Origin of the sequence: Pseudomonas sp. RIT357 (assembly GCF_000632245.1) — a bacterium.
Classification (GTDB): Bacteria; Pseudomonadota; Gammaproteobacteria; order Pseudomonadales; family Pseudomonadaceae; genus Aquipseudomonas; species Aquipseudomonas sivasensis.
The window spans coordinates 238,555-261,337 of the sequence record NZ_JFYX01000045.1 but is presented as its reverse complement, the minus strand read 5'-3'; the positions used below and the strand labels follow the sequence as shown (position 1 = coordinate 261,337).

Here is a 22,783-nt window from a genome sequence, read left to right as displayed (position 1 = left end):
CACGACTCCTGCTGTAGCTCCTGCATATCCCTGGAGCCTGGAGTCGGCCCATGTCAGCCCATCCTCAACACCCTGCCCATATCATCCGCTCGGACGCGGAGGCCATCGAGGTCGCCACGCGCCTGGCCGAACGCTTCGCCGTCGATGCCAGCGTGCGTGACCGCGACCGTCGCTTACCGGTAGACGAACTCGACGAGTTCTCCGCCAGCGGCCTGTGGGGCATCACTGTTCCCAAGGCCTACGGTGGCGCCGGTGTGTCTTATGTCACCGTGGCCGAAGTGATCAAATTGATCTCCGCGGCAGACCCGTCCTTGGGGCAAATCCCGCAGAACCATCTGGGTGTCGTCGACATCCTCCTGCAAACCGCCACCGAGGAGCAGAAGCGCTATTACTTCGGCAAGGTGTTGGCGGGCTACCGCTTCGGCAATGCTTTCTCCGAGGCCAAGAGCAAAAACGCCGGCACCTTTGACACCCAAATCCGGTTTCACGGTGATACCGCGCAAATCAACGGTGAAAAGTTCTACTGCACTGGCGCACTGTTCGCCCATATCGTGCCCACGGTGGGCAATAACGAAAAGGGCCAGGCGTTCATTGGTTTTGTCGAGCGCAACGCGCCAGGCCTGACCGTGATCGACAACTGGGACGGCTTCGGCCAGCGCACCACCGCCAGCGGCGGCGTGACCCTCGACGGCGTGACTGTGCCCTTGAGTGCGGTGATCCCCGCCCACCTGGCGTTTGACCAACCCACGGCCGATGGGCCGATTTCGCAAATCATCCAGGCCGCAGTTGATACCGGCATTGCCCTCGGCGCCCTTGAACAGGCAAAAATTTTCGCGCGCCAGGCCCGTCCCTGGATCGACAGCCAGCAGGATCACGGCTGGCAGGACCCGTTCACCATCGCCGCCATCGGCGATCTGGAATGGCGCGTGCACGGCACCGAAGCGATCCTCGCCAAGGCCGGCATCGCGGTTGACCAAGCCTTGGCGCAACCGAACGAAGACACCGTGGCCAACGCCTCGCTGATCGTCGCCCAAGCCAAGGTGCTGTCCGCCGAAACCGCCTTGCTCGCCAGCAGCAAACTCTTCGAACTGGCCGGCACCCGTTCGGTCACGGCCAAGCACAACCTCGACCGCTTCTGGCGCAACGCGCGCACCCACACCTTGCACGACCCGGCCCGCTGGAAATACCACCTGATCGGCAACTTCGTGCTCAACGGCGTGAAACCTGCGCGCCACGCCTGGAACTGAGGAACCTGACCCATGACTGCCTTGAATCTCGCGCGCCAACTGCTGGACAGCACCCGCCGCCATGTCGAAAAAAGCGCTGACCCCTATGTGATCAGCCGCTTCGGCGACTTGCAGATCCGTGTGGATGTGGCCGCTGCCTTGCTCGAACGCGCCGAAACCCACCCGAGCCCGGTGGCCGCCACCGAGGCGCAGATCGCCGCCGCCGAAGCCCTCATCGCCGCCAGTAACGCGGAATTTGAACTGACCGGGCAACGCACCGCGCTGCCGTCGACCCTGGATGATCCGTTGCGCAACAAATACCAGATTGTCGGCAACTACCACCTCAACGGAGTGCTGTGATGTCCCGTGAAATCCGCTTGAACGCTTTCGACATGAACTGCGTCGGCCATCAATCTCCCGGCCTGTGGGCGCACCCCCGTGACCGTTCGTGGCAGTACAAGGACCTGGAATACTGGACCGATCTCGCGAAAATTCTGGAGCGTGGCAAGTTCGACGGTCTGTTTATCGCCGACGTGCTGGGCATCTACGATGTTTACAACGGCAACGGTGATGCGGCGATTCGCCAGGCCACCCAAGTGCCGGTCAACGACCCGTTGTCGCTGATCGCGCCAATGGCGTTGGTCACCGAGCACCTGGGCTTTGGTCTCACCGCTTCGTTGTCGTTTGAGCATCCGTATCCATTCGCGCGTCGGCTGTCGACCCTGGACCATCTGACCAAGGGCCGTATCGGCTGGAATATCGTCACTTCCTACCTGGAAAGCGGCGCCAAGAACCTCGGCCAGAAAGCCCAGACCGAACACGACGCACGCTACGACTACGCCGAGGAATACCTGGAGGTTTGCTACAAGCTTTGGGAAGGCAGTTGGGAGGAGGGCGCGGTACTGCGCGACCGCGAGCGGCGGATTTTCAGTGATCCGAGCAAAATCCACGAGATCCGACACGTCGGCAAACACTTCCAGGTGCCCGGCATTCACCTGTGCGAGCCGTCACCGCAGCGCACGCCTGTGCTGTACCAGGCCGGCGCGTCCAGCCGTGGCAAGCAGTTTGCCGCCGAGCAGGCCGAATGCGTGTTCGTCGCCGCGCCGTCCAAGGTGCTGCTGAAAAAAACCGTTGCCGACATCCGCCGTCGTGCGGCCGAGGCCGGGCGTGATCCGAAGAAAATCCTGATCTTCAATTTGCAGACGGTGATCGTCGACGAAACGGACGCCAAGGCTAAAGCCAAGTTTGACGACTACAAATCCTATGTGAGCTACGAAGGCGCGATGGCGCTGATCTCCGGCTGGACCGGCATCGACTTCAGCCAGTTCAAACCGGATGAGCCGCTCAAGCATGTGCACACCAACGCCATTCAATCGGCGGTGGAAGCCTTCTCCACGGCCGATCCGAATAAAGTCTGGACGCCGAATGAACTGGCGGACTGGGTCGGCATCGGTGGCTTCGGTCCGCTGTTTGTCGGCGGTCCGGAGACGGTGGCAGACCTGTTGCAGGAATGGGTCGAAGAGACCGACGTCGACGGCTTCAACCTGGCCTATGCGCTGACCCACGAAACCTTTATCGACGCCGTGGAATGGCTGGTGCCGGAGTTGCAGAAGCGTGGGGTGTACAAGACCGAATACGCCGAAGGCACGTTGCGCGAGAAGTTGTTTGGCGACGGTGCGCGACTGGGAGCCAACCACCCGGGCGCCAGCTATCGCGATCTTTCCAATGCACATAAATCCAATGTGGGAGGGGGCTTGCCGCGGATAGCGGTGGCTCAGTCAAAGGTGGTCTAACTGACCCACCGCCATCGGGAGCAAGTCGAATCGTCGCACCGCCCCTCCCACAGTTGTCCCGTGTCGATCCAAATAATCAAGCCAGCGGACCACCGCACGCACACCCTCCAATAGGAGCAAACACCTATGAGCGTGCTCGAACCCAAGGCCCTCCTGGAACACCTGCAACACTGGGCACAACTCACGCCGTTGCACATCGCTCTGCGCCACAAGCGCCAGGGCCAATGGTATGCCTGGCGCTGGATTGACACCCTGCGCGACGTCGAGCGCCTGGCCGATGGTTTGCGCCAGCAAGGTTTAAGTGAACAGTCTCGCTTGGTGCTCAGCGGCGCCTTTGAGCCGAACCTGCTGTTGCTGGCGTTGGCGGCCCATTCCGTCGGCGCGCAAGTGCTGACGCTGGCCGATGACCTTGAGCCGCAGGCCCTGGAGCAACACCTGTGGCGTATGCATCCCAGCCACGCCTACGCTCAAGGTCGTCAGCGCGATTGGACGTTCACCCAGCGGTTGGATTTCGCCCAATTGCTCGGCCCGGTCGAGCCTGCGCAGCATTTGCAGCGCTGGTGGCAACCCTCCGGCGAAACAGCACTGTGGAGCGAGGAGGGCACCCATTGGCAAGGCGGTCTGGCGGTGCTGCTGGAGCAATGGCTGAGCAGCGGCCACGGCCTGGCCTTCCCGGAAAGCCTGGCCTCGGCGCAGCGCGATCGCAGTGAAGTGGCGCCCACCGGCTTGCTGCTGTCGCCGGAGCGTTTGCGGTACCTGGCCGATGAGATCGAAAGCCGCCTTGCACCCCGCGGCACCTGGCGCCGACGCCTGTGCGACTGGGCCATCGCCCATCCTCAAAGCGGACTGCGCCGTTTACTGAAGAACCGTGTACGCAAACTGCTGGGTTTCCAGCGCCTGGCCTCTATCTGGCAGCCTCTCAAATCCACTGCCGAGCCCGTGTGGCTGGCTGAACTCAAACGGGATATCGCATGAGCGACGCTATTCTTCAGGTGCGCGATATCTCGCTGTCATTCAAAGGGGTCAAGGCCATCAACGCCTTGTCTTTTGACGTGCAGCGCGGCGAGATCTGCGCGTTGATCGGCCCTAACGGCGCCGGTAAAAGTTCGTTGCTCAATGTGCTCAATGGCGTGTATCGCTTTGACGCCGGCGAGATCGTCTTCGAACAGCAACATTTCCACCGCATCGACCCCTTGGGCGCCGCGCGCCGAGGCATTGGCCGCACCTTCCAGAACAACGCGCTGTTCAAAAAAATGAGCGTGCTCGACAACCTTCTCACCGGCCTGTCGCGGCACATGCGCAGCAGCTTTATCGAGCAGGCCCTCGGCTTGCCACGCGCGCGCCGCGAGGCCGCGGCCTTTCGCCAGCGGGGCCAAGGCATTCTTGAGTTCCTTGAGCTGCAAGCACACCGCGATGTGCTGGTGGGCAACCTGTCCTACGGCCTGCAAAAGCGTGTGGAGTTGGGCCGTGCACTGATCGCCGGACCTAGCCTGTTGCTGCTCGACGAACCCATGGCCGGGATGAACGCAGAAGAGAAACAGGACATGGCGCGCTTCGTCGCTGACGTGAACCGCGACCTCGGCACCACCGTGGTGTTGATCGAACACGACATGGGCGTGGTGATGGGACTGTCCGACCACGTGGTGGTGCTCGACTACGGGCGCAAGGTCGGCGACGGCACGCCGGCGCAAGTACAGGCCAATCCCGAGGTGATCGCCGCCTACTTGGGAGCCGTACACTGATGACCTTCTTCTTCGAAACCCTGCTTGGCGGCCTGCTCGCCGGCACGATGTATTCACTCGTCGCCATCGGCTTCGTGCTGATCTACAAAGCCAGCGGTGTGTTCAATTTTGCTCAGGGCGCGATGCTGCTGTTTGCGGCGTTGACCTTTGTCAGCCTGCATGACCAGGGCGTGCCGTTTGCTCTCGCGTTGCTGCTGACGGTGATCGTGATGATCGTCGGCGCGTTGCTCATCGAGCGCCTGGTGCTGCGCCCGCTGGTGAACCGCTCTCAGATCACCCTGTTCATGGCCACCCTCGGCTTGTCATTCATTATCGAAGGCCTGGCCCAGGGCTTGATGGGCGCGCAAGTGCGCGCCCTGGACTTGGGCATCGACGACGTGCCGCTGTTTGTCGGCCCGCTGATGCTCAGCCAGTTCGACCTGATCGCCGCAGCGGCTGCCGTGGTGCTGGTGACGGTGCTCGCGCTGCTGTTCAACAAGACCCGCATCGGTGTGTCGTTGCGCGCAGTGGCGGATGACACCACAGCAGCGCTGTCCATCGGCATCAACCTCAACCGCATCTGGCAGATCGTCTGGGCGGTGGCCGGCATTGTCGGGCTGGTGGCCGGGCTGTTATGGGGCGCGCGCCAGGGGGTGCAGTTTTCGCTGTCGCTGGTGGTGCTCAAGGCGTTGCCGGTGTTGATCATCGGCGGCTTTACCTCGATTGGCGGCGCGATTGTCGGCGGGTTGATTGTCGGCGCGGCGGAAAACCTGGCTGAGGTGTATATCGGCCCGCTGATCGGCGGCGGCATCACGCCGTGGTTCGCCTATGTCTTGGCCTTGGCCTTCCTGTATATCCGTCCCGCCGGCCTGTTCGGCGAGCGCGCTATTGAGCGAGTCTGAAACCATGTCGATCCCTGTTGCTCAAGAAACCGCGCCGTTGTTGCTGGTCCCGCGACGTGTGCCCTGGGGCCTGCTCGGCCTGCTGGCGTTGGCGTTTATCGTGGTGCCGCTGTGGGGCAATGACTATTGGCTCAATGCGATCCTGATCCCGTTTCTAGTGCTGTCGCTGGCCGGGTTGGGTTTGAACCTGCTGACCGGCTACACCGGGCAAACCTCGGTGGGCGCGGCCGGCTTCATGGCGGTCGGCGCCTTCGCGACCTACGGATTTCTGCTGCGCTTGCCGGAGCTGGGATTGCCGCTGGCATTGCTGGGCGGCGGGATTATCAGCGCCTTGGTCGGCCTGTTGTTCGGGTTGCCCAGCTCGCGGATCAAAGGCTTCTACCTGATGGTCACCACATTGGCCGCGCAGTTTTTCCTGGAATGGCTGTTCGTCAAATTCCCGTGGTTCTACAACTACGGATCGTCCGGGACCATCTCGGCGCCGAAACTGGCGCTGTTCGGCCATGACCTCAATACGCCGCTGGGCCGCTACTGGCTGACGCTGGTCACGGTGCTGCTATTGACCTGGACCGCCGTCAACCTGGTGCGCAGCCAAGTGGGGCGCAACTGGATGGCGATCCGCGACATGGACACCGCTGCCGCCGTGGTCGGCATCCCGGTGGTGCGCTACAAGCGCCTGGCGTTTGCGGTCAGCTCGTTTTACCTCGGCATCGCCGGCGCGCTGTGGGCGTTTGCCTACCTGGGCACGGCCAGCGCCAGCAGCTTCGATATCAATCGCTCCTTCCAGATCCTGTTCATCATCATTATCGGTGGCATGGGCAGCATCGCCGGCAACTTCGTGGGCGCGGCGTTTATCAGCTTGCTGCCGATCTTTCTCAGCCACGCGGGGCAAGCGCTGTTCGGCGGCTCGGTGGACGCGGGGCAGTTGCAGAATCTGCAAAAAATCATTTTTGGCGTGTTGATCATCGTGTTCCTGATCAAGGAACCCGAGGGCTTGATTCGCCTGTTGCACAACCTTCGCGATCGGCTGCGTCAGTGGCCCCTACGTTTCTGACCTATAGAAGAGAATTTCCATGCGTGCATCCTTAAAACGATCCCTGGTCAGTGCGGCCTTTGCGTTGGCGGCGTTGTCCGCTGCCGTGCCCCAGGCGATGGCCTCGGCCGACCAGCAGTTCTTCCCCCTGGCGACGTACCGGGTGGGCGCCTACGCGTCCAGCGGCGTGCAGGTGTGGGCCGGGATGATCGACTACCTGCGCTATATCAACGAGGTCGAAGGCGGCATTAATGGCGTGAAACTGGTGTGGCAGGAATGCGAGACCGAGTGGACGGCAGAGAAGGGCATCGAGTGCTACGAGCGCTTCAAGAATGGCCTGGATGGCGCGCCGGTCGCGGTGTATCAGCCCAACGGCGCGCCGGCGGCGTATGCCTTGAGCGAGCGGGCCGAGGTGGACAAGATCCCGCTGATCACCCTCGGGTACGGTCGCACCGAAGCCACCGACGGCACGGTGTTCCCTTACAACTTCCCGGTGATGCTGACCTTCTACAGCGAAGCCTCGACCCTGGTGAACTATATTGCCCAGCGCGAAGGCGGCTTCGACAAACTCAAGGGCAAGAAGATCGCCACGGTCTACCACGACTCGGCCTATGGGCGCGAAACCCTCGGCCCGCTGAAATTGCTGGCCGAGAAATACGGCTTTGAAAATATCCAGATTCCGGTGGCGGACCCCGGCAATGAACAGTCCGCACAGTGGCGTCAGGTACGCCAGGCCAACCCGGACTGGGTGTTCCTGCGCACCTGGGGCGTGTCGACGCCGGTGGCGGTGAAGACCGCCGCGCGCTTCGGCTTCCCGGTTGACCATATCATCGGCGACATCTGGGCCAGTTCCAGCGAAGACGTATTGCCCGCTGGCGCTGCCGCCAAGGGCTACTTGGCGCTGACGCCATACCCGGCCGGCGCCGATTTTGAGATCCACAAACGCCTCAAGCAATACATCCTCGACAAGGGCCACAGCGACCTCAAGGACCTGAAAAACTTCGGCAGCGTGTACTACAACTCCGGCTTGGTGAACGCGGCCGTGGCCGTAGAGGCGATCCGCACCGGTCAGGCCAAGTTCGGCAAGCGTCCACTCAATGGTGAAGAAGGCCGCTGGGGCCTGGAACACCTGAATATCGACGACGCACGCCTCAAGGCCATGGGTTACCTGGGCCTGATGCAGAACCTCAAGCTGTCATGCCGCGACCATGAAGGCGGCGGTTCTGCGCGCGTGCAGCAATGGGACGGCGCCAACTGGACGCTGGTCAGCGAATGGATCGCTGCCGACCGTGGGCTGCTACGCCCGTTGATCGATGAAAAATCCGCCGCGTTCGCCAAGGAAAAAGGCCTCACGCCACGCACCTGCACGGGGGATGAATAAGCCATGAGCCAGCCTGCCACTGAAGCCGAAAGCGCGTCACTGCTGACGGTCAATGACATTGAAGTGATCTACGACGGCGCAATCCTGGCGGTGGCCGGGGTCTCGCTGAGCGTGCCCAAGGGCGCCATTGTCGCTTTGCTCGGTGCCAATGGTGCCGGCAAGAGCACCACCCTCAAGGCCATCTCTGGTCTGGTGCGGGCCGAGCGCGCCGAGGTCAGCCGAGGTGTTATCGAGTACGCAGGCAAGGACCTGGCGGATGTCGACCCCAGCCAGCGCGTGCGCCAGGGCATGGTGCATGTGCTGGAGGGGCGCCATGTGTTCGGCCAGCTGACGGTGGAAGACAACCTGCGCAGCGGCGGCTTTGTGCGACGCCTGAGCCGCAAGGAAATGGAGCACGACCTGGAGCGCATCTACGCCTGGTTCCCCCGGCTCAAGACCAAGCGCCACACCCGCGCCGGGCTCACCTCGGGCGGCGAGCAGCAGATGGTCGCCATCGGCCGTGCGTTGATGACTCGTCCTACTTTGGTACTGCTCGACGAGCCATCCATGGGTTTGGCGCCTATGATCGTGCAGGAGATTTTCGAGATCATCGCGCAGCTCAACCGCGAGCAGCAGGTGAGCTTCCTGATCGCCGAGCAGAACATCAACGTCGCGCTGACCTATGCGTCCCAGGGTTACGTGCTGGATACTGGGCGCGTGGCCTTGAGCGGCAGCGCCGCTGAATTGCTGGCGCGGGGTGACTTGCATGATATTTACCTGGGTAAACAGTAAGGGCGAACCTGCATGAGTGAATCCATCCGCAACGCTGATGTACTGATCGTCGGCGGCGGCCTGAGTGGGACGATGCTGGCCGTGCAACTGCTGCGTCTAGGTGGTCAGCGTCGGATCCTGGTGATTGAGCCGCGCGCCGAGCTCGGGCGTGGCGAGGCCTATAGCGCTGTGGAGTTGGGCCACACCCTGAACGGCAACGCGGCACGCATGAGTGTCGACCCGGACAATGCCGATGACCTGACTCAATGGCTCACTGACTACATCGGCGCTGGCGGCTGGCCGGAGTCGGACCAGCAGCACGTGTCCATCAGCGAACTGTTCCCGCCGCGCGGGATTTTTGGCCTGTATGCGCAGCAACGGTTGGCTGAGGCCAAGGTGTTGTCGGCTTCCACGGTGGAGCATGTCAGGGCGCAAGTGGTCGACCTGCAAGTGGACGCGGATTCAACCCTGCTGACCCTCGACAACGGCCAGCAACTGCGCGGTGCGTTTGCCGTACTGGCCACCGGCATGTTCCCGGCGGCGCGCACGCCACAAACCGAATCCAGCGGCTTGAACGCCGCGGCGGTGGACCCGTGGGATGTGCAGGCCATGACCCAACTCGACCCGCAGTCTAGGGTGCTGATCATCGGTTCCGGGCTGACCATGGTCGACGCGGTGGTGTCCCTGGAACAGGCCGGGCATCGCGGACCTATCGAGGTTTTCTCACGCCACGGTTTGTTGCCCCATGTGCGCCGGCAACCGCCGGCTTGGGAGGATTTTCTTGCCGCTGACCACGGCCTTCGCAGCCCTCGGCAGTTGCTGCGCGAAGTGCGTCGGCAATGCCGGATCGCGCTGGAGCAGGGCATCGATTGGCAGTCGCCGCTGGACACCGTGCGTGCCCATATCGGCCGGTTGTGGAGCCAGGCCAGCGAGCGGGAGAAACGTCAGTTCGTGCGGCATGTGCGGCCCTGGTGGGAAAGCCATCACCACCGCTCGCCGCCATTGAGCGCAGAGTTGGTAGCGCGGCTGCATGAGGAAGGGCGCTTGCGGATTCAAGCGGCGTCTTTCAAAGGGCTGGAGCCTTCGGGCGAGGGCGTAACCATTCGCTTGCGTTATCGAGGCGAACAGGCGATCACCCAAGTGTCGGGGGCAGCGCTGATCAACTCCAGCGGCATCGAATACGACTGGCGCCGCGTGGCCCGGCCGTTGCCGCAGCAGTTGCTCAAACGCGGGTTGATCAGGCCTGGGCCGTTGGCGTTGGGGATTGCGGCGGATATGTCCGGCGCAGTGCTGGATGCCCAGGGGCAGGTCAGTGAACGCCTGTTTGCCATGGGCCCGCCATTGCGCGGGATGTGGTGGGAAAGCACGGCGGTGACGGATGTGGCGCTTCAGGCCAAGGCGCTGGCTTCGAGATTGGTGAAGGCCTGAATGGGGTAGGGCTTGCTTCGGATCTGCGGTTTTTTGGGGTACATATCCGTTATTTGGGTAACGGCGGCTAGTGGTTCCGCTCTTACAGTGGGTCACTTTTGTAAAGGCCGGAATGCCGGCCATCGTGGTTGACGGGGCGATTTCAGATCAAAAGCAAGAGCGTGTCGGCCCTAGAGCCGACCGGGTTCTAAGTTGAACTCATTTCAAATGTGGGAGGGGGCTTGCTCCCGATGGCGGTGTGTCAGTTTATGCAGCTTTGACTGACCCTCTGCCATCGGGAGCAAGTCGAACCGTCGCACCGCCATCCCACAGGGGATCTCCATTTATCTTGAGGTGTTCACAAAGCCAGGCTTGAGGCCAAACACCTCAACCCCCTGCGCCGTCGATTGCCCGGTGGTCACTTTCACTCGCTCCACCGGCTTATCCATCGCTTCTCGATACTCCACCGTCATATCTGCCTGGATCGCCTCGCTCGGAATCACAATCGCCTGCGCATTGTTGTAGGTGATGATGGTCAACCGCGCACTCATCCCCAACCGCACCCGCTGCAACTGCTGGGGCGTCAGCTTGGGGATCGATAGCGTCACCGGAAACTGCGCACTGCCCTGGCTGTCACTGGCCATTGCCAACCCGCTGACCACACTGACTGAGCCAGTCAGCCGCTCGCCATCAAACCCATCGCCCATGACCTCCACCGCCTGGCCCTGATGCAATTGGTTGATGTCCAACTCCGAGACCTTGGCGACGATTTTCAGCCGTTCTATGTTCGCCAACCCGAACAACACCTGGCCTTGGCTGATCTTGCTCCCAACTTGGATGGGGGCGTTGGTAATGCCGCCGCCTTGAGGTGTGTTATTGCCAGGCGCGGGCACCACGATGCCGGAAAACGGCGCCTTGACCTCCTGGCCTTCGAGTAACGTGCGCAGGGCCTCGTATTTCACCGTAGCGTTGGTCAGTTCCATGTCGGCAATCTGGCGGTACTCGCCTTTGCCCTGATCGAGCGCCTGTTGCAGTTCGCTGCGGGCGGAGGCGAGGTCCAGCTGTTGTTGCTGGGCTTGCTGCTTGAGTTCGTCCAGTTCGTTGCGCGGGATGATGCCGCGCTTGAACAGGTTGTCGCTTTCGGTGAGTTTGCGCTGGGTGTTGCCGGCATTCATCTCGGTGGTGCGCAGGCTGCGGCGGGCACGGCTGACTGCCGGGCTGCTCTCCCAGTCTTGCATCTCCTGCACGGTACGCCGGGCCTTGAGCTGGGCGGAAAGTGCGTCGCGCAGTTGCACTTGGAGGGTGGCCGGGTCCATGCGCAGCAGCACCTGACCGGCCTCGACCCGTTGGCCTTGTTCCACCAGGTTGGCCTGCACGTTGCCGTCGAACGGGGCGGTGAGGATGAGGGTGGTGTCGGGCTCGATCTTGCCCACCAGACCTATCTGGTGCACCAGCGGGTCGGGTTTTATGGCCAGCCATTGCTCGGCGGTGCTGGCGGGACTGGAAGCAGGACTGCGCAACGCCAGCCCCGCTCCGACCAGCAGCAGGATCACTACAGCGCCCAGCAGGCGTTTTCGATTAGTAGTCATTGAGGGTGATTTCCCAACTTTCCAGCGTCATGCCCAGGGTCAAGTCGAGCTGGGTCTGGGCGTTCAAATAAGCGATCAGTGCATTGAGCTGCGCGTTTTCGGCGTTGCGCAGGTCGGTCTCGAAACTCAGCACCTGGAAGTTGGTGGAACGTCCGGCACTGAGCTTTTCCCGCTCGATCTCGATCTTGCGCCGTGACAGCTCCACCGCACGCTGGGAGATTTCATATTGGCGCCAACGGGTGCCGAGGTCGCGCACCACATCGTTGACGCTGCGCTCCAGTTCCTGACGGGCGTCGGTGATGCGGATTTCCTGATCCTCCACATTCACCCGCGCACGCACTTCGGCCTGGCGTGTGCTGATGTCACCGATGGGGATCTGCACCTGCACCCCGGCGTAGCTGTCCCAGGTGCGGTTATTGCTGCTGCCGGCGTCGTTATTGTAGTTGTCGCGAATCTGGTTCGCGCCGGCCACCAAATCCACCTGCCAGCGCCCGGAGTCTTTGGCGATCACCAGGTCGAGGTCGGCCTGCTGGCTGCCGAGCAGGGCGGCGAGGTACTCCGGTTGCTGGGTTTGCGCCAGGGTGAAGGCCTGGCGCTTGTCGATCTGCATGGGCTTGGCCTCCAGGGCTTCGGTGGCGCGAATCGGCGTGGACAGGTCCAGGGCCAGCAGACGCAGGAGCGCCATGCGATTGGTATCGAGTTGGTTTTGCGCTTCTTCCACGCCCAACTGCTGGGTGGCGATATCGGCTTCGGTCTGCACGATTTCGAACTCGGCCATGCGCCCGGCGCTGATCAGCGCCTTGTTCACGTTCAGCAAGGTGTCGGAGCGTTTGAGGGCTTCCTGCACGATCAGCAGTTGTTCCTGGGCGCGCAGCAGTTCGCGGTAGGTGGCGATGATCTGGCTGATGGTCTGCGCCACGGTGGCCTTGAGGTTCAGGCGATTGGCCTGTTCCGACAGGCGCGACAGGCGCAGCGGCGCGGTGGTGGCGTCCCAGCCGGCACCGCGCAGCAGCGGTTGGATGATCGCCAGGTCCAGGCCGTCGCTGCGGTAACGGCCGGCGCGGTCGGCGTTGTTCAGTTGCTGGGTCCAGCCCATGCTCAGTCGGGTGCCGTACTCACTGAGCAAACTGGTGGCCGGCGCCACGTTGGTGTTGCGTGCGCTGTCCTGGGAACCGCGGGTGGCGCGGTAATAGCTGTTGAGGGTGAGCTTGGGGTTGAACACGTCTTCAGCGACCCGCAGGTCGAACTTCTGCGCCACCCGTTGCAGGTAGGCGCTGCGGATTGCCGGGTTGTTGCGCAGGCCCAGGTACACCGCGTCGCCAAGGGTCAGCGCGGTGACCTGGGCGTTCAACGACACGCTGCGGGGGCTGCTGGGGGCCGAGGGACGGATGACCACATCGGCCGCCACGCCGGGCAGGCTGATCAGCGCGAGCAACCAGAGCCATTTACTCATCACGCAGGGCCTCCACCGGTTGCAATCGCGAGGCCGAAACTGCCGGGTAGAGGCCGAAGAACAAACCCACCAGCAATGTACTGCCCACGCCGAGAGGCAGGGCGGCAGCTGCCAGCGCGAACTCCCAGCCCGACAGCCAGGCGTAGAGCCAGGCAGCGCTCATGCCCAGCACCGCGCCGCACAGCGCGCCGACGGCGGTGAGGGTCACGGCTTCGAGCAGGAACAGGTTGCGGATATCTCGCTGGCGAGCGCCCAAGGCCATGCGAATGCCGATCTCGCGGCGGCGCTCCGAGACGTTCATCAGCATCACGTTCATCACCCCCACGCCACCGCCCACCAGGGAAATCGCGCCGAGGGCCAGTAGCAGGTAGGCGAAGGTGCGGCTTTGCCGGGTCATGCCGTCGATCATTTGCTGGGGCACCTGAATGTCGACAGTGTGTTCGGTGAGCTGGGTCTGCAAGGCGTCGGCGGCTGCCCGGGCGATGTGCTCCATGTCCTGGCCGGGCGCGGCGCGGATGATCACATTGCTGATCTGCGGCGTGGCGTAGATACGGCGCATGCCTTCGGCGGGGATGAACAATGACTCGTTGGCCTGCACCGGCATCAGCATCGCCCGCGGTTGGTTGTGCAGAATGCCGACGATCAGGAACAGGTAGTCGTTGATGCGCACCCGGTCGCCCAGTTGCACGGGATCGCCCGGCGCCCCGAGTGCCTGGGCGACCTGGTCGCCAATCACGCCATAAGTTTCGTTGGCGTCGTAGCTCGACAGAAAACGCCCTTGTCGCAGTTCCAGGCGCATCGTTTGGGGAATCTCCGCTGTGCCGCCGACGAAGTTGGCGTTGGCTGTGCGGCCATGGAACACGATGGGCCCGCTGAACAGGCTGAGTGCGCCGATATGCGCGATGCCTGGCACGGCCTCGCGCACCGCTTGCAGGTTGAGTGGGGTACGCATCGGCACATTGTTGTTGCCTTTGGGCGGGAACTGCACCACCAGGGTGTCGGTGCCCATGTCCTTGAAAATCATCGCGGCATCCACTGCCGCGTTATGGCCGATATTGATCAGTGCTACCACCGACGAACTGCCAATCACGATGCCCAAGAGGGCCAGAACCGAGCGCTTGCCAAGGGTGCGCAGGCTGATGAAGGCTTCATGCAGCAATTGGCTGAGGCTCTGTTCGACCCGCAGGCTCATAGGCGACCGACCTCGTGCACCACGCCGTTGCGCACCAGAATCTTGCGTTCCAGTCGCTCGGCGATAGTCGCGTCGTGGGTGACGATGATCAGCGTGACCTGTTGCTCGCGGTTCAGCGCCAGCAGCAGGTCCATGATGTCCTGAGCGGTGCTGCTGTCGAGGTTACCGGTGGGTTCGTCGGCCAGGATCACCGAAGGTTTGCCCACCAGCGCGCGGGCGATAGCAACGCGTTGGCGCTGACCGCCGGAAAGGTCGGCGGGGCGATGGTGAGCGCGATCGGCCAAACCCACTTGTTCGAGCATGCGCAGGGCCTGTTCCACCGATTCATGGCGCGACACTCCGCGATAGCTCAGCGGCAAGGCGACGTTGTCCAAGGCGCTGAGGCGCGGCAGCAGGTTGAAGCTCTGGAACACAAAACCGATCTGCTGGTTGCGGATCGCCGCCAGTTCATCCGGGGTGGCGCTGAAAATATCGTGGCCCGCAAAGTGGTACTGGCCGCAGTTGGGCAAGTCCAACAGGCCAAGAATATTGAGTAGGGTGCTTTTACCGGAGCCGGACGCGCCGAGAATGCCGCAGCTGTCACCGCGGGTGATGGACAGGCACACGTCATTGAGAATGGACAGCTCTTGCCCGGCCAACTGATAGCGTTTGCCGATGCCTTGCAGGGAGATCAAGCCTGGGTGCGCGGGGGTATCTGTCATCATGACTACGCCTGCAGTCTCGACGCTGCCGTCATGTCCCCCGGTAAATCCTTGTAACAAGTTCGGGAGTTGTCAGGTACGCGTCACGGACTGGTTTTATTTCTTGTTTTTAAAATATTGTTTGAATACTAACCGTGTTCCCAGCGCTTCGCCAGCCATGGATGTAGAGCGGTTTTACCCTTTGAAACGATTACATAACGCGGTGTGAGGGGCCGTCAAAATTGCCCGGATCACCCTCAAAATGCCCGCTGGCCAAGGCTTTGAATCGTATGGCGGTGTATCCCCACTTGCTTTCGAACGGCCGCCCCGGTATAAAAAATCAAATTATTTTTTAAAACAATATTTCCGCCGTGGAACCCTTTATGGTCGCGAAGAAACTCAGCGCTCCAAACATTACCAAGACTCGATTGCTGGATGCGACAGAGGCACTCTTTATTAAGTACGGTTATGACGCAGTGTTGTTACGGCAGATTACCGAGCGAGCCCAAGTGAACCTGGCCGCTGTGAACTACCACTTCGGGGACAAGGATTCCCTGATGAAAACCCTACTGATGCAGCGCCTTGAGCCGCTCAACGAGCAGCGCCTGGAACTGCTGGCGCGCTGTGAAGCCGAGTCTGATGGCCCACTCGATTGCGATACCCTCCTAGGCGTGCTGTTCGCCCCGGCCATGGGCCTGGAGCGCAGCGATCCGGCCAGTGCGAGTGGGGAAGGGCGTTCGTTCATCCGTTTCCTGGGTCGTGTGTACAGCGACACCTCACCGTTCATCCAGGAATACCTCAAGGTGCATTACCAGCCGGTGTTCCAGCGCTTCTTCGAAGCGTTCGCCCTGGCCTTGCCAGATCTGCCGCGCAATGAGCTGGGCGTGCGCCTGCAATTTGCCCTCAAGGCGATTTCCGGGGTGATGGCCGGCACCGAACTGCGCCTGCTGATGAATTCCATGAGCCTGGGCCGCCCGGCGACGGATGCCGAAGTGATGGCCAAGTTGATCACCTTGGTCTCGGCGGCGATTCGTGTGCCGCAGCAAAGCCCGGAAGCGGAAACCGCGTTGGCGAAGGTGCTGGATACCCAGCGTGCCATTCGTGAACAAGCGGCCGCGCCCGCTGCCAAGGCCTCGCGCTAAGTCAAATCCCAGGCAAAAAAAAGCCCGCTGGGGCGGCGGGCTTGATGTGCAACGTTTGTAACGGATGAGGCTTCACCCTACGTCCCGGGATGTGAATAAAACGTGAAAAATATGTAGGAGAAAGTGTGAATGTGTAGATGCTGGGTACACGTCAACGGACCAGCTTTCTAGATCTTCCAGCGCCCGGCGCTCTTAGCCAGCCGCTGGCGCATCCCATCCACATTCGCCGCCAATTGCACCGTCAGCAACCGATAACCGTCCAACGCGCTGTAGACCGGCGTATCCAGCGCCGGCTCGCTCACGCCGGCATGGCTTGGCCGCTCCAACCGCTCTGTCACCCCCGACTTCAGCGCCCTCGCCATCCCCACCAACTGCACACGAATCTGCCGGTGCTCAGCCTTCAACATCATCTGCATGCGCGCAGTGGCCTGTTCATCACGAGGGTCCGGCCGCGTGTTGCCGAGAATTTCCAGGGTGCTGATGCACATGCGCAGGTGCCGCTGGATCGCGTCCAGTTCGGTCATGGAGATGCGCACTTCCTTGGACACCGACGGCATCAGCGAGCGCAGTTGCACCATCGCGGCATTCAAGCGGTTCAACAATTTGAGGTGTTCATCATCGGTGACCGATTGGCCGTTGATGATCCTGCTGTAAATCGCCGCACAGTCGCGCAAAGCACTGGCCAGGTTGTAGCGCCACGAGTACACGGCATACAGCGGTAGGGCGAAGGAAAACGCCAGGGCCAGCACGATGCCAATCAGGATATCGACCGTGCGCCACAAACCATCCGAGATCGGATTGTCGCCGTGGCCGGCGACGATAAACACCGTGATCGCTGACAGCAGGGCGATGTATCCGCCCTTGCCGATGGCGTGATAGGAAAAGAACCCGCACACCACCGACATCAGCAAATAGGTCAACAGCGGCAGACCGAAGTACGCCTGTTGCACCACCAGCAGCAAGCCGACGCTGGCGCCGATCAAAGTACCGTAGGCGCGCTCCACGGCTTTCTTGCCGATATTGCCGTGGTGCTGCAAACCGCCGATCACGATCAGCATGGTCACCGACGCCCACTCACCGTGGGGCAGGTTGATGCCGGTGGTCAGCAGGATCGTCGCCAGCAAGCCAATGGACACGCGCACGGCGTGGATCAGCTTGGCATGGCGATAGCGACGGTACGGGTCGAGCAACGGGCGCAGCAGGCGCCGGGCAAACATAGGCAAATGCAGGTTAATCAACTGCTCGCGTTCCTCTAGAAAATGTAATCGGTGGTCAGGAAGCTCGAATCGCGGTTGCGCAGGATGTCGCTGACCAGCGCCTTGTTGCTCTCCTGGAACTTGGTGGCCACCAGGGTGCGGATCGAGAACACCCGCAAGGCGTCATGTACCGACAACGTGCCTTCGGCCGAGTTCTTGCGCCCGTTGAATGGGAACGTGTCCGGCCCGCGCTGGCACTGGGCGTTGATATTGATCCGGCCAACCTGATTGGCAAAGGTGTCCACCAGACGCCCGACTGCTACGGCGTTGGTGCCGAAGATGCTCAATTGCTGCCCGAAGTCCGAGTCGAGTACGTACTCGATCACCGTCTCCAGATCGCGGTAAGGCACGATCGGCACCACCGGGCCGAACTGTTCTTCGTGGTACACGCGCATCTGCGGGTTCACCGGGTACAGCACGGCCGGGTAGAAAAACGAACCACGGCTGGTGCCACCGTTGGCATTCACCACCTGGGCACCGTGTTGTTGAGCATCGGCCACCAGATCGTTGAGGTAATCCACCTTGCCCACTTCCGGCAGCGGCGTCAGCGACACGCCATCTTCCCATGGCATGCCGGGCTTGAGTGTCGCCAGCTTGGCGTTGAATTTCTCGATAAAGCTGTCGACCACATCCTCATGCACAAACAGGATTTTCAACGCGGTGCAGCGCTGGCCGTTGAACGACAACGAACCGGTGACGGCCTCGCTGACGGCATTGTCCAGGTCCACCTCGGGCAACACGATGCCGGGGTTTTTCGCGTCCAGGCCCAGTGCAGCACGCAAGCGGTGCGGCTTGGGGTGCAGTTTTTTAAGGTCGCTGGCGGCCTTGTTGGTGCCGATAAACGCAAAGATATCGATCTTGCCGCTGGCCATCAGCGCGCTGACGGTTTCACGGCCACTGCCGTAGATCACGTTGATCACTCCGGCCGGGAAGCTGTCGCGGAACGCCTCCAGCAGCGGGCGGATCAGCAGCACGCCGAGCTTGGCCGGTTTGAACACCACGGTGTTGCCCATGATCAACGCCGGGATCAGCGTGGTGAAGGTCTCATTGAGCGGGTAGTTGTAGGGGCCCATGCACAGCGCTACACCCAGCGGTACGCGGCGGATTTGCCCGAGGGTGTCCTGTTCCAGTTCGAAGCGGCTGCTGCGACGGTCCAGTTCCTTGAGGGCATTGATGGTGTCGGTGATGTAGTCGCAGGTGCGGTCGAACTCTTTTTGCGAGTCCTTGAGGTTCTTGCCGATTTCCCACATCAGCAGCGTGACCACCGCATCGCGCTGTTCGCGCATACGGCGCAAAAACGCTTCGACATGCTGGATACGGTCCGCCACACGCATGGTTGGCCATTCGCCCTGGCCCCGGTCGTAGGCGCGCACGGCGGCATCGAGGGCGGTGAGGGCGGTGTCGGCGTCCAGCAGCGGCGTGCTGCCGATCACCACACGGCTGTCGCCCAACTGCACCGGGCTCTGCACCTGGGCCAGCGGGCCGTTCCACACCTGCAATTGGCCATCGACCAGGTAATCACGCTGTTCAATGGGCGCTTCAAGCCGGAATTGCTCGGGAATATCGGCCACGGACGTTGGAAACAGCTGGGCGAGCAGGTTGCTGGTGGTCATGTCGCTACCCCTGGAATAGTTTCAAAACATGACTAGAGAGTCACCCAACAAAGGGCTCTATGGCAAGGCTTGCGCGCTTTCTCCTACGCACGATGACGTACGGCGGGTAAACTGCGCGCCTTTCTTGAAGGAGTTCACATGAGTCACTACCAGCCGGGCATTCTTGCCGCACCGGTGCCTTTGCAGGCACGCCATCTGTTTTTTGCCGTGCAAACCCTTGAAGCCGTACCGGCCGCGTTGGACGCGCTGGTGCAACTGGTGGATTCGGCGGCAGTGGTCGGTTTAGGTGAACCGCTGGTAAATGCACTGGGCACGCACATCGATGGTCTGCGCCCATTCCCGGCGGTCAGCGGCCCGGGTGCGAATAATCCGTCCACCCAGCAGGCACTGTGGGTGTGGCTGCACGGTGTGGATCGCGGTGAACTGCTGTTGCGCAGCCGTGCCTATGAAAAGGCCCTGGCCCCGGCGTTTGGCCTGGTGCAGTCAACCGAAGGCTTTCGCTACAAGACCGGTTTTGACCTCACCGACTATGAAGACGGCACCGAAAACCCCCACGACGACGCCGCCGTTGACGCCGCGCTGACCGACAGCGGCGCCAGCTTCGCTGCGATCCAGCAATGGCAGCACGATCTCGACGGCTTCGCCGCCTTGCCCGCCCAGGAGCGCGACCACATCATCGGCCGCCGCCATGGCGACAACGAAGAGCTGGACGACGCCCCCGAATCCGCCCACACCAAACGCACCGCTCAGGAAAGCTTTACCCCGGAAGCCTTCGTGGTACGCCGCTCGATGCCATGGGCCGAGAACGGTCAGGCGGGGTTGATGTTCCTCGCGTTCGGCCACTCGTTCGATGCTTTCGAAGCACAACTGCGCCGGATGAGCGGGTTGGAAGACGGGATTGTCGACGGGTTGTACCGCATCAGCACGCCGTTGACCGGTGGTTACTACTGGTGCCCGCCGGTTATGGGCGGGCATTTGGACCTGAGCGCGCTGGCGAACATGAAATTGTCGACAGGCAACTGATCCGCGGCTGAAAAAAATCAGCGCTGCCCTTAATCTGGCAGCCTTATCACCCGCGTGGATCGTTCATGTCTTCTGCCGCCGATGGCCTGCCTCTCAACAAACGCCTGCCTGCCGTGATCGCGATCTCCCTGGGGATCGGCATGGCGACGTTGGACACGGCCATCGTCAACACCGCACTGCCGACACTGGCCGAAGGGATTGGTACCGATTCCGCCTCGGTGATCTGGGTGGTCAACGCCTACCAGTTGGCGATTATTGCCACGGTGCTGCCGTTTGCGTCGCTGAGTGACGTGCTGGGGCATCGCCGTGTGTACCTTGGCGGGTTGCTGCTGTTTATCGTCTCGTCGCTGTTTTGCGGGTTGGCCGGTTCGCTGGAGACCCTGACGGCTGCGCGGGTGGTGCAGGGGCTGGGGGCGGCGGCGATCATGAGTGTGAACACGGCGTTGCTGCGGCATATCTACCCGTCGAAAATGCTTGGGCGCGGCCTTGGTTATAACTCGTTGGTGGTGGGGTTGGCCTTCACCTTGGGGCCGACCGCCGCGTCGGCGATCCTGTCAGTGGCGACCTGGCACTGGCTGTACCTGATCAATGTGCCGCTGGGGCTGTTGGCCCTGGCACTCGGCGTGCGTTCACTGCCCATCCTCCCCATCACCGGGCATGCGTTTGACCGGCTGGCGGCATTGTTATGTGCCGGTTTGTTCGCCTTGTTGGTCTTGGGCCTTGGCACAGCGGTGCACGGCGCTCAAGGCGCACTGACCCTGGGCTTGATTGCCGTGGCGCTGCTGTGCGGCACCTTGTTGCTTCGTCGCCAGGCCGGTCATCCGGCGCCGATGCTCGCCTTGGACCTGTTCAAGCGGCCGGTGTTTGCCTTGTCTTCTCTCACTGCGATCTGCGCCTTCAGTGCCCAGGGCCTGGCCTTCGTGTCGCTGCCATTTCTGCTGCAAGCAGTGCTCGGCCATAGCCAGGTGGAAACCGGCTTCCTGATGACGCCGTGGCCGGCCGTGGTGGCGGTGATGGCACTGGTCGCCGGGCGCCTGGCCGACCGTGTGTCCCTGGGCCTGCTGTGCGGCATCGGCCTGCTGATGTTGAGCCTGGGCATGGCCGCATTGGCGACCTTGGACACCGGCGCGTCGGCCTTCGATATCGGTTGGCGCATGGCCTTGTGCGGCGCCGGTTTTGGTTTTTTCCAGTCGCCCAATCTCAAGGCGTTGATGACCAGTGCACCGCTGGCGCGCAGCGGCGGGGCCAGTGGCATCGTGGCGATTTCGCGCTTGTTGGGGCAGACGCTGGGCGCCTCGCTGGTGGCGTTGTGTTTCCACCTGTTCATGGCCAGCGGCCCGCACTCTGCGTTGTGGCTGGGCTGTGCATTTGCGCTGGTGGGCAGCGTGGCCAGCGGTTTGCGTTTGCTGCCCTATGGGAAAAAGACGTGACGGGGCGTTGTAAAGCGCGGTTCGCTAAGGCTACCGTGGCGACCTGAATATTTCGGGATGTTTCAGATTTATGTCCAGTCAGGCCCAACGCACTGCCGACACCACCTCCCGCCGCGCCGCGCTGACCCTGGCGTTGTGCCTGCCCAGCGACGTGCTGCTCTACCTGCTGCTGCCCATGGAATCCCAGGCCTTTGGCATTACCCTGGCCCAGGCCGGGGTGTTGCTGGCGGCCAACCGCCTGGTGCGGATTTTCGGTTACCGGCATGTGTTGAATTTCTACGCGCGCAACGGCGATCGCCTGACCTGCATGATCGCCGCCGGTGCCGCTGCGCTGTGTGCCCTGGGCAATTCGGTGCTGTCCGGCTTCGCCGCGTTGCTCGGGTTGCGGCTGGTGTGGGGCCTGTGTTTTGCCGCGTTGAACCTGTCGACCCAGGTATTGGCCACCGCTGAGCCAGAGGGCGCCGCGCGCCGGGCCGGGCGTTCGCGGGCCTTGATCGCCTGGGGACCGATGCTGGCGTTGCCGTTCGGTGGTTGGCTGACGCTGTGGGCCGGGCCGCGTCCGATCTTTGTGATTCTCGCCGGTTGCTGCCTGATAGGCCTTTGGATGGCGCGCGGCTTGCCCAGCGCCGGACATGATTTGCACAGCACACCAGGGCGTCGCTTCAAGTGGCCGGACAGCGTTGCACTGTGGTCGTTTATCGAAGGCGTGGCGCTGGACGGGCTGTTTATCTTTGGGCTGTCGATCCAGGCCCAGAAAATTCTCGGCGGCGATGCGGTGCTGATTGCTGGTGGCTTAATGGCCCTGCGCTACGTCTCGGAAATGCTTCTGAGCCCCTTGGGCGGTCGCGCGGCGCAGCGATTTGGCGCCACCGCCATGTTGCTGCTGTTTTCGTTCTTGAGTGCCCTGGCCTTGAGCGCATTCGGCAGCTATTGGGTGATCGTCGGCGCGGCGGCGGTGCTGGTGCTGCGCGCATTGCAACTGCCGCTGGTGACTACCTTGGTCGCCGAGCGCAACCCCGGTTCGATGCGAGTGTCGGCGCTGGCGTCCAATGCCGTCTGGCGCGACATCGGCGCTGGCCTGGGGCCGCTGCTGGCGGGCCTGCTGCTGCCGGTGGCGTCGGCGCCGCTGGTGTTTGGCGTGGCGGGTGCGGCGATTGCGGTGAGTGCGTTGTTCTGCTGGCGAGGCAGATGA

The 22,783-nt window shown here is 62.3% G+C and carries 20 protein-coding genes; 14 read left to right on the top strand and 6 right to left on the bottom strand.

Annotated elements, in window-relative coordinates; genetic code table 11:
- Positions 1-50 precede the first annotated feature (50 nt).
- The 10 genes from BW43_RS06470 (at position 51) to BW43_RS06515 (ending at position 10,234) form a co-directional block, all read left to right on the top strand.
- Positions 51-1,247 (top strand): SfnB family sulfur acquisition oxidoreductase, encoded by a 1,197-nt coding sequence (locus BW43_RS06470; RefSeq protein WP_032889769.1) that lies wholly within the window; start codon positions 51-53, stop codon positions 1,245-1,247.
- 12 nt (positions 1,248-1,259) lie between these two features.
- Positions 1,260-1,586, top strand: a complete 327-nt coding sequence (locus tag BW43_RS06475) for an acyl-CoA dehydrogenase (RefSeq protein ID WP_032889767.1) — start codon at positions 1,260-1,262, stop codon at positions 1,584-1,586.
- Entirely contained in the window at positions 1,586-3,019 is a 1,434-nt protein-coding gene (locus BW43_RS06480; RefSeq protein WP_032889765.1) for an LLM class flavin-dependent oxidoreductase, read from the top strand. The genes BW43_RS06475 and BW43_RS06480 overlap by 1 nt, the downstream gene beginning before the upstream one ends.
- A gap of 126 nt (positions 3,020-3,145) precedes the next feature.
- Entirely contained in the window at positions 3,146-3,994 is an 849-nt protein-coding gene (locus BW43_RS06485) for an AMP-binding protein (protein WP_032889764.1), read from the top strand.
- Positions 3,991-4,761, top strand: a complete 771-nt coding sequence (locus BW43_RS06490) for an ABC transporter ATP-binding protein (protein ID WP_032889762.1) — start codon at positions 3,991-3,993, stop codon at positions 4,759-4,761. Before BW43_RS06485 ends, BW43_RS06490 begins: the two co-directional genes overlap by 4 nt.
- Complete coding sequence (locus BW43_RS06495) at positions 4,761-5,642, top strand: branched-chain amino acid ABC transporter permease (RefSeq protein ID WP_032889760.1); 882 nt, start codon at positions 4,761-4,763, stop codon at positions 5,640-5,642. Before BW43_RS06490 ends, BW43_RS06495 begins: the two co-directional genes overlap by 1 nt.
- 4 nt (positions 5,643-5,646) lie before the next feature.
- Complete coding sequence (locus BW43_RS06500) at positions 5,647-6,696, top strand: branched-chain amino acid ABC transporter permease (RefSeq protein WP_032889758.1); 1,050 nt, start codon at positions 5,647-5,649, stop codon at positions 6,694-6,696.
- Between the two features lie 19 nt (positions 6,697-6,715).
- Positions 6,716-8,056 carry an ABC transporter substrate-binding protein gene (locus BW43_RS06505; protein ID WP_032889756.1) on the top strand — a complete coding sequence of 447 codons (1,341 nt, stop codon included), beginning with the start codon at positions 6,716-6,718 and terminating at the stop codon, positions 8,054-8,056.
- A gap of 3 nt (positions 8,057-8,059) precedes the next feature.
- Complete coding sequence (locus tag BW43_RS06510) at positions 8,060-8,827, top strand: ABC transporter ATP-binding protein (protein ID WP_032889754.1); 768 nt, start codon at positions 8,060-8,062, stop codon at positions 8,825-8,827.
- 12 nt (positions 8,828-8,839) lie between these two features.
- A complete protein-coding gene (locus BW43_RS06515; protein WP_032889751.1) occupies positions 8,840-10,234 on the top strand; it encodes an FAD/NAD(P)-binding protein in 1,395 nt (464 codons plus the stop codon).
- Positions 10,235-10,557: 323 nt separating this feature from the next.
- Here the strand turns inward: BW43_RS06515 and BW43_RS06520 are convergent, their stop codons facing one another.
- The 4 genes from BW43_RS06520 to BW43_RS06535 are packed head-to-tail and all read right to left on the bottom strand — an operon-like array spanning position 10,558 to position 15,151.
- Positions 10,558-11,802, bottom strand: a complete 1,245-nt coding sequence (locus BW43_RS06520) for an efflux RND transporter periplasmic adaptor subunit (protein WP_032889750.1) — start codon at positions 11,800-11,802, stop codon at positions 10,558-10,560.
- Positions 11,792-13,255 carry a TolC family protein gene (locus BW43_RS06525; protein ID WP_032889747.1) on the bottom strand — a complete coding sequence of 488 codons (1,464 nt, stop codon included), beginning with the start codon at positions 13,253-13,255 and terminating at the stop codon, positions 11,792-11,794. The genes BW43_RS06520 and BW43_RS06525 overlap by 11 nt, the downstream gene beginning before the upstream one ends.
- Positions 13,248-14,447 carry an ABC transporter permease gene (locus BW43_RS06530; RefSeq protein ID WP_032889744.1) on the bottom strand — a complete coding sequence of 400 codons (1,200 nt, stop codon included), beginning with the start codon at positions 14,445-14,447 and terminating at the stop codon, positions 13,248-13,250. The genes BW43_RS06525 and BW43_RS06530 overlap by 8 nt, the downstream gene beginning before the upstream one ends.
- Positions 14,444-15,151, bottom strand: coding sequence for an ABC transporter ATP-binding protein (locus BW43_RS06535; protein WP_032889741.1), 708 nt, complete (start codon positions 15,149-15,151; stop codon positions 14,444-14,446). The genes BW43_RS06530 and BW43_RS06535 overlap by 4 nt, the downstream gene beginning before the upstream one ends.
- A gap of 359 nt (positions 15,152-15,510) precedes the next feature.
- Between BW43_RS06535 and BW43_RS06540 the strand changes: the two genes are divergently transcribed.
- A complete protein-coding gene (locus BW43_RS06540; protein ID WP_032889739.1) occupies positions 15,511-16,269 on the top strand; it encodes a TetR/AcrR family transcriptional regulator in 759 nt (252 codons plus the stop codon).
- A 167-nt stretch (positions 16,270-16,436) separates the two neighbouring features.
- Here the strand turns inward: BW43_RS06540 and BW43_RS06545 are convergent, their stop codons facing one another.
- Positions 16,437-17,498: an FUSC family protein gene (locus tag BW43_RS06545; protein ID WP_032890043.1), complete on the bottom strand. Its 1,062-nt coding sequence runs from the start codon at positions 17,496-17,498 to the stop codon at positions 16,437-16,439.
- Between the two features lie 23 nt (positions 17,499-17,521).
- Positions 17,522-19,138 (bottom strand): NADP-dependent glyceraldehyde-3-phosphate dehydrogenase, encoded by a 1,617-nt coding sequence (locus BW43_RS06550; RefSeq protein WP_032889737.1) that lies wholly within the window; start codon positions 19,136-19,138, stop codon positions 17,522-17,524.
- Positions 19,139-19,276: 138 nt separating this feature from the next.
- On the opposite strand from BW43_RS06550, the gene BW43_RS06555 reads away from it, so the two are divergent.
- From BW43_RS06555 to BW43_RS06565, 3 genes are all read left to right on the top strand, one after another.
- A complete protein-coding gene (locus tag BW43_RS06555; protein WP_032889734.1) occupies positions 19,277-20,161 on the top strand; it encodes a Dyp-type peroxidase in 885 nt (294 codons plus the stop codon).
- A 65-nt stretch (positions 20,162-20,226) separates the two neighbouring features.
- Complete coding sequence (locus BW43_RS06560) at positions 20,227-21,591, top strand: MFS transporter (protein ID WP_032889731.1); 1,365 nt, start codon at positions 20,227-20,229, stop codon at positions 21,589-21,591.
- Between the two features lie 70 nt (positions 21,592-21,661).
- Positions 21,662-22,783: an MFS transporter gene (locus tag BW43_RS06565; protein ID WP_032889729.1), complete on the top strand. Its 1,122-nt coding sequence runs from the start codon at positions 21,662-21,664 to the stop codon at positions 22,781-22,783.